Here is a 16,281-nt window from a genome sequence, read left to right on the forward strand (position 1 = left end):
CAAATATTATACTTCTTAATGAAACTCTTTTAGTTTAATAATACCTATAAAAAATTAATTTTAATAAATATTTCCATCTATCATTCCAGCCAATTTTCTAACGAAGGTTTATCATGCACTATTAATTGTGGATGGCTATCACGTTCATTCAACCAGTTATAGAAAGGTACTGGACGTTCATTAGCAGGAGTTTCTTCTATAGACAGGGATTTACTTTGCTTCATATTAGAACGCTCGACAGCCTTGTTATATGCGCTTGTGAATACGGCTCTTAATGTGCTTGTAACTGTCAGAATACCCTCTTTAATATCCATAGCGATTTTAAATAGCACGTTCTTAGCTTTTATAAATTCATCCAAAGAATTTACTTGTGCAGCGAATACAACCTTGTGTAGTTCTTGCTAGATTTGTTGAAAATGAATGAACTACTAAAGATGAAACAACGAAAGCTGATAAAATCTTCTTTGATACCATAATAAATCCTTTTTTCTTTTTATTCTTAATATGCTAATTAATTACATCTTAACATTTAAGATATTAATATAAAAACTATATATTTCAAGAGAATATTGTAAAATTATTTCTAATACTGAGAAAAGGTGGATTGATTATGAATTCAATATATAAACCATTAATTTTAGCGGTGGTAGTAGGGTTATACGTATATATAGCTAGTAAAAGTGAAAATAATCTGATACTAAATTTTGTCATACTTTATATTATAATTACAATAGTTTATTTATTATTTAGAAAAATTGAAAAGAAAAGAAAAAAGTAAGGAGAAGATAACTTAATTAAAAGTAGGAGATTCGAGACTCTGTGTGTGAAAACTGAAAAAAAGCAGCTGATAGTAACCAAAACAAAAAATGCCCTGGTACTCAATAAACACGAGTATCTCGGCATTATTATTAACTATGCTAATTGAAAGTGGACACCCATAAAAACTGTTCAAAAAAAAGATTAGGACACAGCAGATCCGCAATTACTGAAGACCGCTATGTCCATTTAACACAGAAGATGGCAAGAGATGCTGCCGATATTTTTGATTCCATCGCTAAAGATTTATAAATTGCTAGCACAATTTAAATGCGGTGGCAAATCGGTGGCAATCTCCACCCAACTGATACAAAACTATTTGCTTAAACCCTTATAAACGCTGTTATATCAATGTTACTTCGAATCATCCATCTTCAGCACAGCCATGAATGCCTCTTGAGGGACTTCGACTGAGCCTACTTGTTTCATACGTTTTTTACCTTCTTTTTGTTTATCAAGAAGTTTTCGTTTACGAGAAATATCTCCACCGTAACATTTCGCTAATACGTTTTTACGGATGGCTTTAATTGTTGAACGTGCCACGATTTTTTGTCCAACTGCTGCTTGAATTGGTACTTCAAATTGTTGACGTGGGATTAATTCTTTTAATTTTTCTACGATGATTTTGCCACGATCATAGGCAAAATCACGGTGTACGATGAAGCTTAATGCATCGACTTGCTCACCATTTAGTAAAATATCCATCTTCACTAATTTCGATGGCTGGTAACCAATAAGTTCATAGTCGAATGATGCATAGCCCTTTGTATTTGATTTTAAATAGTCAAAGAAATCATAGACAATTTCGGATAATGGCATTTCATATATAATACTTACACGTGATGTATCAATATAGTCCATTGTCATGAAATTACCACGCTTCATTTGACAAAGTTCCATAACCGCTCCCACATAATCATTTGGTACCATGATTGTTGCTTTCACATAGGGTTCCTCAACACAATCAATTTTTTGCGGGTCGGGCATAAAGGATGGATTATCGACTTTAAGTTCAGAACCATCTGTCATATGAACCTTGTAAATTACGGAAGGTGCTGTTGTAATTAAGTCGATATTAAATTCACGCTCAATACGTTCCTGAATGATTTCCATATGTAGTAATCCTAAGAATCCACAGCGGAAACCGAAGCCAAGTGCTTGCGATGTCTCTGGCTCATATTGTAGAGCAGAGTCATTTAACTCTAGCTTTTCTAACGCTTCACGTAAATCATTATATTTGGCTGTATCAATTGGATACAAACCACAGTAAACCATTGGGTTCAAGCGACGATAACCAGCTAATGGCTCAGTTGCAGGACGATTCGCATAGGTTACAGTGTCCCCTACACGTGTGTCACCTACATTTTTGATAGATGCTGTTAAATAACCTACATCACCCACTGTTAATTCAGCCTGTGGCACAACCTTTGGTGTATGTACCCCAACTTCAATAACCTCGAATTCTGCACCTGTTGCCATCATGCGAATTTTATCGCCAGGCTTGACAGTACCATTGATGACACGAATCGAAATGATAACACCTTTATAGGCATCGTAAACCGAGTCAAAAATTAAAGCTTGTAGTGGCGCGTCCGGATCACCTGTTGGCGCTGGTACCTTCTCTACGATTTGCTCTAGAATATCCTCGATACCAATACCTGCTTTTGCAGAAGCTAAAACTGCTTCAGAAGCATCTAATCCGATTACATCTTCTACTTCTTGACGTACACGCTCAGGGTCAGCTGCAGGTAAATCAATTTTATTTATTACAGGTAAAATTTCTAAGTCATTGTCAAGTGCTAAGTAAACATTTGCTAGTGTTTGTGCTTCAATACCTTGAGCTGCGTCCACAACTAAAATGGCACCCTCACAAGCAGCTAAACTACGTGATACTTCATATGTGAAATCGACGTGTCCCGGTGTGTCGATTAAATGGAATGTATACACTTCGCCGTCTTTTGCTTCGTACTTTAATTGAACTGCATTTAACTTAATTGTGATGCCTCGCTCACGCTCTAAATCCATTGAGTCGAGGAGCTGTGCCTTCATCTCACGGGAAGTTAAAGATTTTGTTTGCTCTAAAATACGGTCAGCAAGCGTTGATTTCCCATGGTCAATATGTGCAATAATAGAGAAATTTCTTATATTCTCTTGTCGTTTTAAACGTGCTTCTCGGTTCATCTTTTCCACTCCTAATTAAACTATAATGAATTATACTATGAACGTTATGCAAAGTACAACAGCAACTAGACTAGAAAGCCTATAATATCAATACTTTCAGTGTTTCATGTCGTTTTTAAATTTTACAGTATTAAGTATATAAATACAGAGAAATCAACTGTGGTAGCACACGATGTGTAACAGTTTAGATGGAAATGCGTCTACTGGACAAGAGGAGGAATTGCGTTGAAAAAATTCATAGTAGGTTGGTTGGTGCTTCTTGTCTTAACTGGATGTGGCACGACAAAAGACCATGTAAACGGTAAAGAGACGGCCACAATTGAAGGATATGTGACAGCCGCTCAAGCAAGCAGCTTTCTCGTTGTAAGCAATGAACCTGTCCCTTCAAATGATTCCAACACACAATTTGTAGATGCACTATGGGTAACAACAACCAAAACGTTAGAAATAGGGGATTATGTTCAAGTATGGGCGGATACGATTGATGAATCTTACCCTGGTCAAACAAAGACAGAGAAGATTGAGGTTTTACCCACAACCGTGAAAAGCACGCTTTCTACAAAAGATATCATCATCCATGTAGCAAAAAAACTTGAACACAATCCCATTATTACAAACATAAACTATGATAGTAAAAAGAAAGAATGGACATTGTACTATTTTCCACGTACTGAAGGAACAGATCAATTGGTCCAGCTTACTATACAGGATCGACAACCAATAGAATAAATATAGGCAGAGCGAATAGTCTGAAGGTCAACTGTTTTGAAATCGTAACTCTCCAAGAAAAGATGTCAGATATAGAGAAAGTCAGCTACGCAGGTAAAACTGTGTATACTGACTTTTTCTTTATTTTAATTGTTTAAGGATTGTTGAATGAGCTTTGTTAAAACTTCTACCCCTTTTTTCTCTAAATGTACTCCGTCAGGGGCAAAGTATTCAGGGTGATTGATTGCAGCTGCATGCCAGTCAATTAGTGTGATTCGCTCATGTTCCTGTGCTTTTTGCAGTAAAGCTTCATTCACTTTTGCTTCCCATGAACGCGGCACACGTGTATTCACTAAATAAATATCGGCATTTGAAAATGCTCCAAGGAGTGCATCCATTTGGTTAGTTGTAAAATAACCATTTGTCCCCAATTGTAGAATGACTGCATAATTAGGCTGATTAAAACTTGCATAATTTGGTGCAAGTTTGACAGCTTGCGAAACTTGTCGGCCTATTTTTCCATCGATTGTAATCGTCGGATACATAGTATGTAAGCTCGGTGCAATATCAATCATTAAGGAATCGCCAATCGCTAGTATGCCACGATAAAATTCATCCTTTTCAGGCTCTGTCATTGTGTTATTTTCTTCTTGCTTAGGCGTTTCAATCTCCTGAACATCTTCTACTCCCTCTTCCTTGTTTGGAGAAGGCTTGTCGGTTGAGGTTTCAGCTTGTTTGTCATGCTTGTTCAGATCGGCTGTAGGCTCATCGCCATTAATTTTTATCGTTGTTGGAAACGTTTTAGATGGGTTTTGCTGACTTTCGCCTACTACGCCTGTTATTCCTGTGAAAAATACAAGCAGGAAAAGCGGAACCATAACTGTTGATATTTTTCGTGGAAAAGAAAGGCTTCCCCATTTATTTTTATTACAAACCAGATATTTTTGACAATAGACTCGGAATCCATCTTTCCGGATGGGCATCTCAATGAAGCGATAGGATAGCTCTGCAATCAGCAAGATTAGTAAAAGCTGCAGGAAGATGCGCCAATAGGAGGGGTTCCCGATTTCATGAATGGGTGTCCCTAAAACCATGACAGGATAATGCCATAGATAAATGCCGTAGGAACGAGAGCCTAGCCAACATAGTGGCTCCCATGCCAATATTTTTCCTAGTATGCTAACAGGATGACAAATACATGCAATCAAAACAGCAGCATTCAAGCAAAATAAAAACATCCCCCCTCTATAAAGAAAGGACTGATACTCATCAACATACACTATGCTTACTAAAAAAATAGTAAGTGCAATGAAGCTCATAGTATTTAGTTTCTTCACATGGTTTGCTGATAATTTTTGAGAAGATAGTCTTTTCATTGGCCAAACAAGGGCTAGCCAACAGCCCATTAACAATTCAAAACAGCGTGTGTCCGTCCCATAATAGACGCGACTTGGATCAGTACCTGGCTGATAGAGTATCGCCATTACGAACGCTGAACAAAGGGCGCCACAAAAGACGATATATGCTAGTTTACTTTGTTTTTTAACAACAAAAAGCCCAATCATTAAAAGCAATGGCCAAATCAAATAAAACTGTTCTTCAATGGCTAATGACCATAAATTTTTTAAAGGTGACGGAGAACCGAAACTATCAAAATAAGAGAGTTTATGAAAAATGAACCACCAGTTACTTGAATAAAAAATAGAGGACAAAGCATCCCCACGCAAAGTATGGAGAAGCTCTTTATGAAAGAGCATTGCCCAAACAAATGATGTAACAATCATAACGTAGGCTGCTGGAAGTAGCCTTCTCAATCGTCCGACCCAAAATTTCTTTAGGCTGACTGTTAATTGATTGCCCTTTAAAGGTAAAATGGTAGAGGTGATTAAATAGCCCGATAATACAAAAAAGATATCTACTCCTAAAAAGCCACCTCTAGCCCAACTGAAGTTAAAATGATAAGCAATAACTGCTAATACGGCTAATGCTCGAATCCCGTCTAGTCCAGGAATATAACGATGATTTAATGACTTGCCTGACATACTATTCCTTCCTTCAATAATCTCTCAATTTCGTTTCGGTATAAGGGTGTTGGGTTTTTTCTAGCTGTCCAGTGAGAAGTTAATCTAAAAGTCGTCACGACCTCTGACAACCGCCTGAGGCTTTGGATAAATGATGTTAGTTACATCCTTATGCCACAAGAAGTAACGCTTTTTGATGCTATTCCCTTCTGCATCAAGATAAAACCTATTGTCGCGTAATAGAAACTTTTGATTGAAAATCATCCCCTCTCTATTATTTTTTGTTTGTTCACTTATATGTTTGACGTTTGAAATACGATAAAAGTTTGAGAGAAAAATGAAACATTATCACTTTTTGTCTTCTAAAAAATTCATATGTATGTTTGCTATTGACTTGAAAAGGCATTACCAAAAATGGTATATACTTCAAAAGTAAACTTGCTTTACTTGCATATGCCTTCATTTAACGTTTTATCATGAAAATCGAGAGCCAACTTGAAAATTATAAGACAAGAATGAAGTGATGGAAAGACAAATAAAGAGAATTTTTTCTGGAAATTTTATTATCATACAATATTAAAAAAGTGAGCCTACAAGAGTCCCACTTTTTAATATGATTGGTTTATTTTTTTGAATCATTTACAAAAGCTTTTGATATGGCTTTACCTATGACAGCAATCGTACGATTAACCTCTTCCTCTGTGTTGCCAATTCCGCCAATCTCAATAATCATCATTTGCTTTGCTAAATCTTGATTGTATCGTCCATCAACACCATCACCACTTTTAGAAATAACCCCTTTAGAGATTTTTGGTACGATGGCATTTAATGTGGATGATAGACTTTCAGCATAGGCTGTATTCCAGCGATAATTGGCATGTTCTGCCCCAACAACAATAGCGATTTTCGCATAGTTTTCCCCATTATATGAGATCGTTGTAAGATCATGTTTTAATGAGTCACGATGTAAATCAAGTATTAAATCATAATTATTTGTTTCTAAATGCTTACTTAGGTAAGGCCTCATCACATTATAAGATTCGTGATATCCTTTACCTTCTTCTTGTAATTTCTTCATAATATCTACATCAAGAACATCCGTCTTTAAACCATTTACATTAAAATGATTCACAATCTTATCCTTCAGGCTCATAATATTGACCGTTTCATGAGAAGTCGCTACCTTACCACTCACTGCTTTCACTATCGGTTCGTATGCTTCATGCGTATGAGTAAATAACACTAACACTTTAAATGGGTCCGGGTCTAGGGCTTGATCTGGTTCAGGCTCTTGCGTTTGTTCCAGTACACTTTGTTCAGCTAAATTGGTAGCGGCAAACACGACTTGCTTATCTTCTGATTGTTTGATCGGAGTCGATGCTTGCTTGTTGAACGGAAGTTGCCCAGCAATGACAGGTAATACGAAAAAGAACAATAATATACCAAATGACCATTGTAGTTTTTTTAGCAAAGTCACACCCTCCTCCCCATATCGTATGGAGGGGGGGTGTTAATTAGAACGAAAATAATTTTCTTGTTTTACGCATAAATAAGCGTGTTTTAGAAGGACTTTTATAAGCATTGTTTTTTGATTTTTTTATAAATCACTTGCCCAATCCATTAGCATAGAAGCCACTAATTTTGCATAGCGATCAATCCAATAGTCTGCTTCTTTTGGTGTCACCATTAATTGGGTGTGGGAGCCAGCGAAGGTTTCCTCAAACAACTGCTGCCGTTCCTCTTTTGTCCATGTCGCCCATTCTCCAAAAATAGGTTGTACTAACGTCATATCCAGTTCCTTGTTGATATCTGGTTGCCACGAGGATAAGGAAAGCTTCGATGACGGTTTACCGCGTTCAGCCACACGAGCAGCGATCGAACGAAGCATTGTTTCTACCGCATCCGCAATTAATACGGGTGCATCTACTACTGTCGGTATACCAATCGCTGTTACTGGAATGCCAAGCATCTCATAAGAAATTTCTTGCCGTTGATTGCCAACCCCTGAACCTGGGTGTATACCCGTGTCAGTTAATTGAATCGTTTTACAGAGTCGATTACTCGCTCTTGTTGCAAGTGCATCCACTACAATGATCAATTTCGGTTGTAGACGCTCTGCAATAGCAGCCACAAACTCTCCTGTTTCGTAGCCTGTTTGTCCTGTTACACCAGGAGCATACATAACAAATTTTTCATCAATGACATCTAAACTATGCAGATGGTCAATTAAATAGGGGCCTATTGCATCCGGTGTAATGGTACGATTTCCTAAACCAACTATTAAAATTTTATCGTTTTCTTGCCAAGCAAGATCAGCATGCATTTTTTTGAAATTTACAAGCAATTCTTGCTCAAGTTGTGTAAAACCTTCTTGATCTTCTAATGTCAGCGTCGGGACAGAAAGTGTAATATACTGCCCTTCTTTTTTACCAATTTGCTTTTCCCCTTCAGCGTCTACAAGAACATCTGTAATTTTTACTCTACCAGCATTCCGATCTTCAATTTGAATGCCACTTGATTGTTCAAGCTTTTCTTTTTGCTCTTTCGTCTGATGGACAACTACCTCTTCTGATTCATCGATTAAATCTGTTCGTTGCCAATTAAAATTTTGCATACAGTTCACCTCAAGCTGTAGTTTGTTCAAACTGTCAAGTAAATATTCTTTGCATTTATCTATTGCAATTTGGCCAAGCGTTTGTTAAAATGATTTTTGTTGTATTGACACAAGAAATCAATGAGAAGATATCATCTCGTACCTAATTTAGGAGGTGAAATATATGCCAAACATTAAATCTGCGATTAAACGCGTAAAAGTTAACGAAAAAGCTAACATTGCTAATTCTCAAGCTAAATCTGCAATGCGTACTACAGTGAAAAAAGCTGAAAACGCTGTTGCTGCTAACGCTGAAAACAAACAAGAACTTTTACAAGCAGCTTTCAAATCTTTAGATAAAGCAGCTTCAAAAGGACTTATCCACAAAAACGCGGCGGCTCGTAAAAAGTCTCGCCTTGCTAAAAAAGCGTAATTGTTTAAAGGATCAGGTACTCTATTAGGAGTAGCTGATCTTTTTAATTTTATAGAGAACTTAAAAAGCTGCCCCTTATTGGACAGCTTTCTTTGTTATAGTTGGCGCAATAAAAATAGCTCTAAATAGCGCTCTCGATTCCCACCAGTCGATTTTAGCTGTAAATCAACTTCTGCTAATTGATATAATGCTCGCAGCAAATTTTCTTCTGACGGGCGATGACGTTGCTCAATCATAAGTTTGACGCGATAGGGATGAATTTTTAGATTTTTAGCGATTTGCTGTGGATGATATCCTTTCTTCAACAAATAAAAAACATTTGACATGGTACGAACATTGGATGCGAGCAAGCCCACTAACATAATAGGCTCTTGTTTTTGTCGCAATAAATCATGATAGATGGACAAGGCTCCGACAGAATCATTAGCCAGATAAGCATTGAGCATTTTAAAGGCATCTTGCTCCAATGTTTTTGCCACCAAATCCTCCACTAACGAAGTTGTAATTTCGCCACCTTCACCTAAATAAAGGGTTAGCTTGTCAATTTCCATCTGTAATTGTAGCATGTTGGCTCCGACCATCGAAACAAGCAGTTCAATAGCATCTTGTGTAATGCTATTACTCTTTGCCTTGACAATGCCCTGAATCCAGACGGCTAAATCCTGCTCTTTTGGTGTCTCAGCCTGTACAAATAATGCATGCTCCTTCATCATTTTGGTCACTTTTTTGCGTTCATCTAATTTTTCATAAGGAGCAATAAAAACCGTTACGGAGAAATCAGACGGATTCGACAGCCATGTTTCCAATCGTTTCACATCATGATCGATTTTTTCCTTCCCTTTCTCGGTAGCCTTTAAAAACGAAGCATTTTTAGCAATAATGAGCTTACGTTCTGAGAAAAAAGGAATGGTATCTGCTTCATCCATTACCGCATCTACTGGCACTTCCTCTAAGTCAAATGTGGTCATCTCCAGATCTTCTTCTGGACCCATAGCCTCTTTTAAGCGTTTAATGGTTTCATCTATAAAATAGCTTTCTTCACCAACAAGCAAATATACTGGCGCAAGCTCACCTTTTTTTATTGTATTCCAAACCGTTGAAATCATAATTTCCCCTCCATCTAGCAATACTATTAGTATACATGATTTTATAGCCATTTGTGTCTTTGACCGAATTGTGTCCATTCCTTGCCAGACGGGGAAATCACCTTTTCGATATAGCTTTTATGACCATGTTGTCTTATAATAAATAACAGAATTGGAGGGATAACAATGAATCCATTTGAAGGAAAGAACATACAATGTCGACGTAACGATGCCATCGATTCTGGTGTTGGTTTCGGTGTATCATTTGGCGTTTTCACAATTATGTTTATTATTGCAACTATAGTAGAATTCGTATCACAGTAATTGGACTTATGCAGGAAAAGGGCCTTGGTCATTGGACAAGGCCTTTTTCATTTACTGACTGACCAGCGATTATCCCAAATACGTATTTCGATTGTTCCATCCAATCCTGTTGTCCATGTCGCTAAATTTCGACTGACAAAACGTTGTACTACTTCTTCATGTGGATGACCATAGCGATTATGGAGACCTGCACTAAAAACTGTTAATTGGGGCTGTAGCAGCTCAACAAAGGCTTCTATGCTTGATGTCTTACTCCCATGATGTCCTGCCTTCAGCAATGTGAGATTGGCCAATAAAGGCCCATAGCGCTTGATCAGCTGTTGTTCGCCATATTGCTCCAAATCCCCTGTAAACAACGCCGTAAACGCCTTTTGTTGCATGTACAGGACAAGGGAGTCATCATTTCCCCCATAAAAGGTGTCATCAGGCCATAAGTAATAAAAATCTGTCACTCCTACACGCCACGCATTCCCCTTTATCTTTTCTTTAATAGGAATATTTCGCTTGTTTGCTTCTTGCAATAAATCATTCATTAAAGGCTCATTCAATGTACCAGGTGTAACGTGTATTTCCTTCATGTTAATCTCTTGTAATACTTCCTCTGCTCCTTCAATATGATCTGCGTCCGCATGCGAGGCTATAAAAATATCAATGGTTCGTATGCCCTTACCTTTTAAAAATGGCACGACAACTTGCTTTCCAACCTCATAAGGACGATCTGTTTTCTTCCATGACTCCTGCTCAAAGCGTAATACGCCTCCAGCATCTATAACATAGACTGCCCGCCTAAATGGCAATTCAATGACGATACTGTCTCCTTGTCCTACATTTAAAAAGGTGATCTTCGTTTCGTTATACAACATAGGTGACAGATGAACCCAAATAGCGGGGATGACAAGGACCATAATAGCTTTCCTGAAACGTCTTATTTCCAAGTAGTAGAAGCTTGCTAAAACACTTAACATCGCAACGCAGCTCAGCCAACTAGATGGTTTGCCTGGTGACCATAATTGCCAAGGAAGCGCCTGCATATAAAAGATCATTTCGGTCAGCCAATTACGCAGTGGTTCATAGCCAGCAAATAGCACGTTGGCAAGTGGTAAGGAAAGATAGGATAGCACAAAGGCTACAATGTTAAAGGGTAATATAACAAAGGAAAACAGTGGAACAAAAACAATATTGACAAAAAACGAGGAAATAGATAACTCATAAAAATGATGGAGTAGTAGTGGGTAAACGAGCAGTTGGCACACGAATGTGATAAAAAAAGAACGACTTAGCCAATTCCTCGTCTGCTTGAAAATGATACTGGAATAAATAAGACTAGCAGCTGCTAAATAGGACAGTTGGAAACCAATTTGAAAAATAACACCTGGCTCAAGCAAAACAAAGCCTATAAAGCTAATCGCTAGTGCATCATCCATCGATATAACCCACTTGAAAAAGCGCAATAACATCATCAATTCAACTACAGAAACTGCACGCCATACGGAAGGTGCGCCACCTGCGATCACTCCATAAACGGGTAAGAGGATCAATAGCACTACAGTAGCCATTTCTTTGCGAACGCTTATTCTAAGTAACCCTTCAAAAAATAGCCAAGACACCAGCGCGACATGTAACCCGGAAATCGCAAATAAATGGGTGATACCGAGCTTTTGATAGGCTCGCTGCAGTTCATCCTCCATCTGATCTTGTGCCCCTATTAGAAGTGCTTGTGCCTCTGCTACAAGGGATTTTGGAAAGGTCCTCTCTATATGCTTTTTCATACCGTGTCTTACTTCAGCAAGAAGGGTGAAAAAGGAGGCACGTTTTCCTACATAACGCCAATTTGCGATTTCAACAACGCCTGTTGCTCCTTTGCTCGTTAAATAATTGGACATGGAAAAGGCATAAGCATGCGCAGGAGAAGAGGGTGTCACAAGTTCACCTTTAGCAACATACGTCATTCCCGATAATGAGGTATGTTCATAAAAATTTTTCTCTTGTTCCGAAGAAAACGTATAAACCACGTAAAGCTTTTGGCCATTTGTTGTTGTAGCAAACCCACGGAGTTTTTGCCCGTTTATTTTATAGTCATTTGACCAAGTTAAAGGGAAATTTGACGGTAAAGGGGAAGGTTCCGTCAGTTGATTGATAGAAAGGAAAAAATAAGCTAGTAGACCACTAGTTAGCACAAAAATTGCAAGAAAACGTGACTCACCTTTTATGATGAGCCACAGAGCTAGTAGCAGTAAAAAAATGAGTAGCCATACTGATTTATGTGCCGCAATAGCAGCTACAAGTACAGCAAGTGCTACCATGATCCATTTATGCTTTAAAGCTCGATGCCAAATAATGCACTCACCTTCTGTTCATATGGGAGCAATTTTTCAGCCGATACCCCACTCTCGCGAAGCTCATGCAACATTTCTGTGTACAAGGCTAGCTTGTCATCTCGTAAAAAATCGATTTTACGTTCATCAAAGGGTACATGAACTACTTCCACTCCAGCTTTTGCAAATAGTTCCTGTGCATATGGATTATTTTTATAATCTGTAGCGTAATACACACGTTCTATGCCAGCTTGAATAATGGACTTTGTACATGGTAAGCATGGAAAATGTGTCACATACAAGTCAGCCCCTTTTGTCGGTGTTCCATATTTAGCACATTGCAGTAAGGCGTTCATTTCAGCATGTACGGTACGCACGCAATGGTTATCAACCACATAGCATCCTTTTTCGATACAATGCTCGTCCCCTGTAATGGAACCGTTATAGCCACCTGCAATAATGCGTTTATCACGCACAACCGTTGTTCCTACAGCTAGTCTTGTACATGTACTTCGTAATGCGAGTAAATGGCTTTGTGCCATAAAAAATTGATCCCAAGTAATTCGCTCCATATGACTACCTCCAAAAATTGTCTAACAAATTATCTTTCTCTTGCTTTTCTACTATAGTGTAGCCCTTTTAGAAAAGGGGCGTCAATATCACAGCATGCAAAAGCCTTTACTTTACGGTAATCGCATCCTTTAGCTTCTCAAATGTTTTATCACCAATACCACTCACATTTTTTAAGTCATCTATCGTTTGAAAGTGACCATTTTCCTCTCGATACGTAAGGATACTTTGCGCTTTGGAAGGACCGATGCCTGGCAATGTTGCCAAAGTTGCCACATCAGCTTTATTAATATTAATCTTTTGCTCTTTATTATTACTTTCCATAGGTATCGTTAAAAGAGAAGGAGCTCCTTCTTCTAGCTGTTCGCCCTTGATAGGAATATAGATCACCATTTCATCCTGTACTTTTTGGGCATGATTGATAAGCTGTGTGTCAGCATTCTCTGTATAGCCACCAGCAAGCTGTACAACATCTTTTATACGTTGATCTTGCTGAAGCTCATAAACGCCTGGATACATCACAGCACCCTTTATATCCACAAATATCTGCTGCATCACCGCTTCCTCAGCAGATGCACTCAAATTCTTTTCTTCAATAGGTTGGATTGTCTCGATGAGCTCTTCTTGGGGATGTGAAGAGTCAGAACTCGAAAAATAGAAGTAACAAAGTCCACTGACGACTAGTATGCTGGGGAATAACATACTTTTTTTGTACTTTTGCCATAAAGATTGGAGCACAGTACCATCCTTTCCTTGCAAAAGGTCATCATATGGAGTTACATATATCTTACACTATGGTTAGTTGGTTGAAAATGATAAAAAAATTTCAGGCGTTTCTATTTACCTGTTGAAGAGAGCTATCCTCTTACTTTAGCCTTTCTATCCACCTGTTCAGGAGTTCTATCCGCTACTTTAGCTTTTCTATCCACCTGTTCTAGTGTTCTATCCGCTACTTCACCCTTTCTATCCATCAAAAAAGCCACACTGCCTCTTACACAGTGTAGCTTCTTTTTCTTTATTTCACCGCACGAATGAAAATGCGTTCACTTTCATCATCAGGTGCCTCATCCGTAAAGTCTGCTGTGATTTCCACATAACTAAAACCGATGGCACGTAACCAAGTCATATACTGCTCGATAGTGAAAGTACGTTGCACGTGCTCCTCATCAAAGCGTTCATATAATTCACTTGACTTCTCTCGCACATAGAAGGTCATTTGATGAATAACCGAATGCTCGAAGTCAGCAGGCTCCGTATGCCAAATATAGCTAATATCACCGTCATCATACGTGAACGGACCATCTAAAAAAATCTCATTCATTTTAAATAATGAGTGAACATCAAAAAACAGCTGACCCCCATCACGCAAAGCCATATAGATACGTTCTAATGTGGTATAGACAGACTGCTCCTCTACTACGTAATTCAAGGAGTCAATTGTGATCGTGACAATATCCATTTCCTCAAACCCGTCTAGTTCGACCATAGACATACAGTATAATGGGGCATGGTAGCCTGCACCAGCAAAGCGTTCTGCTGCAATGGACAGCATCTCTTCTGATAAATCGATTCCACTGACTTGATAGCCAGACTGTGCAAATAACAAGCTAAGTACACCAGTGCCACAACCAATATCTAAAAGTTTTGGGTACTGGCTGCTTGGTGCATGTTGTACAACCCAATCTACATAGAGATTGTAAGGAATATCCGTTTGAAGCTCATCATAGACATGGGCAAAGCGTTCGTAACTCACTTAGGCCTCTGGCATGTCTAGTTGCGGTGCATCGCCCCAAAGACGCTCTAAATTATAATAAGCACGCTCATCCTTATGGAATACATGTGCCACTACATCTCCTAAGTCGACAAGTACCCAACGAGCTCCATCGAAACCTTCGATACGGCGAATTTCATAGCCATCTTTTTCAGCTACATCCTGTAATTCACGCGCAATTGCTTGCACTTGGCGATCTGAGTTACCATGAGCAATGATAAAATAGTCCGCTAAAAGGGAAATTCCTTGCATATTTAAAACGACAATGTCCTCACCATGTTTGTCGTCAATTGCTTTGTACGCTGCTTGTAATAAAGTTGAAGTCATCCTTCACTTTCCTCTCTGTTCATCATATCGTTATAACATTCTATTGATAAAGGATAAATTGGCTGCTTTGTGTCAATTAAAAATGCCAAAGTATGGCGTACACATGCACTCATCGCCTTATCCAAATTTTTTTGCGCTTTTTTGCGTAGACGATCAACACCATCAAATTGACGGTTCGGTTCAATCATATCTGCGACAAAAATGATTTTTTCTAAACGGCTCATACCCGCGCGCCCAGTTGTATGGAAACGAATAGCATTCAACAGTTCTTCGTCTGTGATGGCAAACTCACTTTGTGCTATATATGCACCGACTGGACCATGTAGTAATTCACTGCCCCACCCAATGAGTCTTGCATCTAATTCTTCATCACGAACGATCTTCTCCATCCACTCAATGTCTGCATATTTAGCAATATCGTGGAGGATAGCTGCTGTTTCAGCTTTTTTCACGTCCTCTCCATACTTTTGAGCTAGGTCGATGGCCGTTTCCATCACACCGATTGTATGAATATAACGTTTTTTAGGCATTCTTGGCTTAATCGCCGCTAAATACTGTTCGCGTTCCATAAAGACCTTCCTCTCGTATGAACGTCTCTACCGCTTCTGGTAGTAAAAATGTCACCGTTCCTCCAGTCGCCAGGCGTTCACGAATCAGTGTGGACGATAAATCGATTTGAGGCACTTCCACCATACTTATAGGGTACTCGGTTGTCGCCGCTGTCCCTGGACGCTTTACTCCGACAAACTGAACTAGTTTCACTAAATCATCGATACAATGCCATGTATGTAGCGAATCAATCATATCGCCACCGATGATAAAGTAGAATTTTACATTCGGTTCTCTTCTACACAAGGCAGAAAGTGTCTCATAAGAATAGGATACGCCACCCTTCTCAAGCTCATACGACTCTACTGAAAAATAAGGAAATGGACGAATCGCCCGCTTTACCATTTCAAGTCGTTCGACATTACTGGCATCAAAACGTGCATGCTTATGTGGTGGTATGGCATTAGGCATAAAGCGAATTTCATCAAGTTCTAGCGCATGAAATACTTCATTTGCCATCAAAAGATGCCCCATATGTGGTGGATTAAATGTACCTCCTAGTAAACCGACCCTTTTCATCGTCTCACC

At 38.7% G+C, this 16,281-nt stretch carries 16 protein-coding genes; 3 read left to right on the plus strand and 13 right to left on the minus strand.

Annotation, left to right across the window (positions count from 1 at the left end; genetic code table 11):
- Nucleotides 1-80 precede the first annotated feature (80 nt).
- The gene (locus tag MHB65_RS16210) at nucleotides 81-359 is read right to left on the minus strand and encodes a hypothetical protein (RefSeq protein WP_342441036.1); all 279 of its coding nucleotides are present in this window, start codon (nucleotides 357-359) and stop codon (nucleotides 81-83) included.
- 811 nt (nucleotides 360-1,170) lie between these two features.
- The gene (gene lepA / locus MHB65_RS16215) at nucleotides 1,171-2,997 is read right to left on the minus strand and encodes a translation elongation factor 4 (RefSeq protein ID WP_342441037.1); all 1,827 of its coding nucleotides are present in this window, start codon (nucleotides 2,995-2,997) and stop codon (nucleotides 1,171-1,173) included.
- Between the two features lie 225 nt (nucleotides 2,998-3,222).
- Here lepA and MHB65_RS16220 point away from each other — a divergent pair, with 225 nt between their 5' ends.
- A complete protein-coding gene (locus MHB65_RS16220) occupies nucleotides 3,223-3,726 on the plus strand; it encodes a DUF3221 domain-containing protein (protein ID WP_342441038.1) in 504 nt (167 codons plus the stop codon).
- 125 nt (nucleotides 3,727-3,851) lie between these two features.
- Here MHB65_RS16220 and MHB65_RS16225 read toward each other — a convergent pair whose 3' ends face one another.
- From MHB65_RS16225 to gpr, 3 genes are all read right to left on the minus strand, one after another.
- Nucleotides 3,852-5,747 (minus strand): acyltransferase family protein, encoded by a 1,896-nt coding sequence (locus MHB65_RS16225; RefSeq protein ID WP_342441039.1) that lies wholly within the window; start codon nucleotides 5,745-5,747, stop codon nucleotides 3,852-3,854.
- A 601-nt stretch (nucleotides 5,748-6,348) separates the two neighbouring features.
- Nucleotides 6,349-7,203, minus strand: coding sequence for a stage II sporulation protein P (spoIIP, locus tag MHB65_RS16230; RefSeq protein WP_243456267.1), 855 nt, complete (start codon nucleotides 7,201-7,203; stop codon nucleotides 6,349-6,351).
- A 120-nt stretch (nucleotides 7,204-7,323) separates the two neighbouring features.
- Nucleotides 7,324-8,340, minus strand: coding sequence for a GPR endopeptidase (gpr, locus tag MHB65_RS16235; protein ID WP_342441040.1), 1,017 nt, complete (start codon nucleotides 8,338-8,340; stop codon nucleotides 7,324-7,326).
- A gap of 163 nt (nucleotides 8,341-8,503) precedes the next feature.
- Between gpr and rpsT the strand changes: the two genes are divergently transcribed.
- Nucleotides 8,504-8,752: a 30S ribosomal protein S20 gene (rpsT, locus tag MHB65_RS16240; protein WP_004226906.1), complete on the plus strand. Its 249-nt coding sequence runs from the start codon at nucleotides 8,504-8,506 to the stop codon at nucleotides 8,750-8,752.
- Nucleotides 8,753-8,847: 95 nt separating this feature from the next.
- Here the strand turns inward: rpsT and holA are convergent, their stop codons facing one another.
- Nucleotides 8,848-9,858: a DNA polymerase III subunit delta gene (holA, locus tag MHB65_RS16245; RefSeq protein WP_342441041.1), complete on the minus strand. Its 1,011-nt coding sequence runs from the start codon at nucleotides 9,856-9,858 to the stop codon at nucleotides 8,848-8,850.
- Between the two features lie 165 nt (nucleotides 9,859-10,023).
- Here holA and MHB65_RS16250 point away from each other — a divergent pair, with 165 nt between their 5' ends.
- A complete protein-coding gene (locus MHB65_RS16250) occupies nucleotides 10,024-10,161 on the plus strand; it encodes a YqzM family protein (protein ID WP_036121877.1) in 138 nt (45 codons plus the stop codon).
- A 47-nt stretch (nucleotides 10,162-10,208) separates the two neighbouring features.
- Here the strand turns inward: MHB65_RS16250 and MHB65_RS16255 are convergent, their stop codons facing one another.
- The 7 genes from MHB65_RS16255 to MHB65_RS16285 form a co-directional block, all read right to left on the minus strand.
- Nucleotides 10,209-12,464, minus strand: coding sequence for a DNA internalization-related competence protein ComEC/Rec2 (locus MHB65_RS16255; protein WP_342441042.1), 2,256 nt, complete (start codon nucleotides 12,462-12,464; stop codon nucleotides 10,209-10,211).
- 14 nt (nucleotides 12,465-12,478) lie between these two features.
- On the minus strand, nucleotides 12,479-13,048 hold the full coding sequence (locus MHB65_RS16260; protein WP_205444527.1) for a ComE operon protein 2: 570 nt from the start codon (nucleotides 13,046-13,048) through the stop codon (nucleotides 12,479-12,481).
- 106 nt (nucleotides 13,049-13,154) lie between these two features.
- Nucleotides 13,155-13,784, minus strand: coding sequence for a helix-hairpin-helix domain-containing protein (locus MHB65_RS16265; protein WP_205444529.1), 630 nt, complete (start codon nucleotides 13,782-13,784; stop codon nucleotides 13,155-13,157).
- Nucleotides 13,785-14,061: 277 nt separating this feature from the next.
- Nucleotides 14,062-14,799, minus strand: coding sequence for a class I SAM-dependent methyltransferase (locus tag MHB65_RS16270; protein WP_342441043.1), 738 nt, complete (start codon nucleotides 14,797-14,799; stop codon nucleotides 14,062-14,064).
- Nucleotides 14,800-15,144, minus strand: a complete 345-nt coding sequence (gene rsfS, locus MHB65_RS16275; RefSeq protein ID WP_342441044.1) for a ribosome silencing factor — start codon at nucleotides 15,142-15,144, stop codon at nucleotides 14,800-14,802.
- Nucleotides 15,141-15,713 carry a bis(5'-nucleosyl)-tetraphosphatase (symmetrical) YqeK gene (gene yqeK / locus MHB65_RS16280; RefSeq protein WP_342441045.1) on the minus strand — a complete coding sequence of 191 codons (573 nt, stop codon included), beginning with the start codon at nucleotides 15,711-15,713 and terminating at the stop codon, nucleotides 15,141-15,143. Before yqeK ends, rsfS begins: the two co-directional genes overlap by 4 nt.
- Nucleotides 15,682-16,272 (minus strand): nicotinate-nucleotide adenylyltransferase, encoded by a 591-nt coding sequence (locus MHB65_RS16285; RefSeq protein WP_342441046.1) that lies wholly within the window; start codon nucleotides 16,270-16,272, stop codon nucleotides 15,682-15,684. The genes yqeK and MHB65_RS16285 overlap by 32 nt, the downstream gene beginning before the upstream one ends.
- Nucleotides 16,273-16,281 lie beyond the last annotated feature (9 nt).

This window comes from Lysinibacillus sp. FSL K6-0075, from assembly GCF_038592945.1.
GTDB classification, from domain to species: Bacteria; Bacillota; Bacilli; order Bacillales_A; family Planococcaceae; genus Lysinibacillus; species Lysinibacillus fusiformis_F.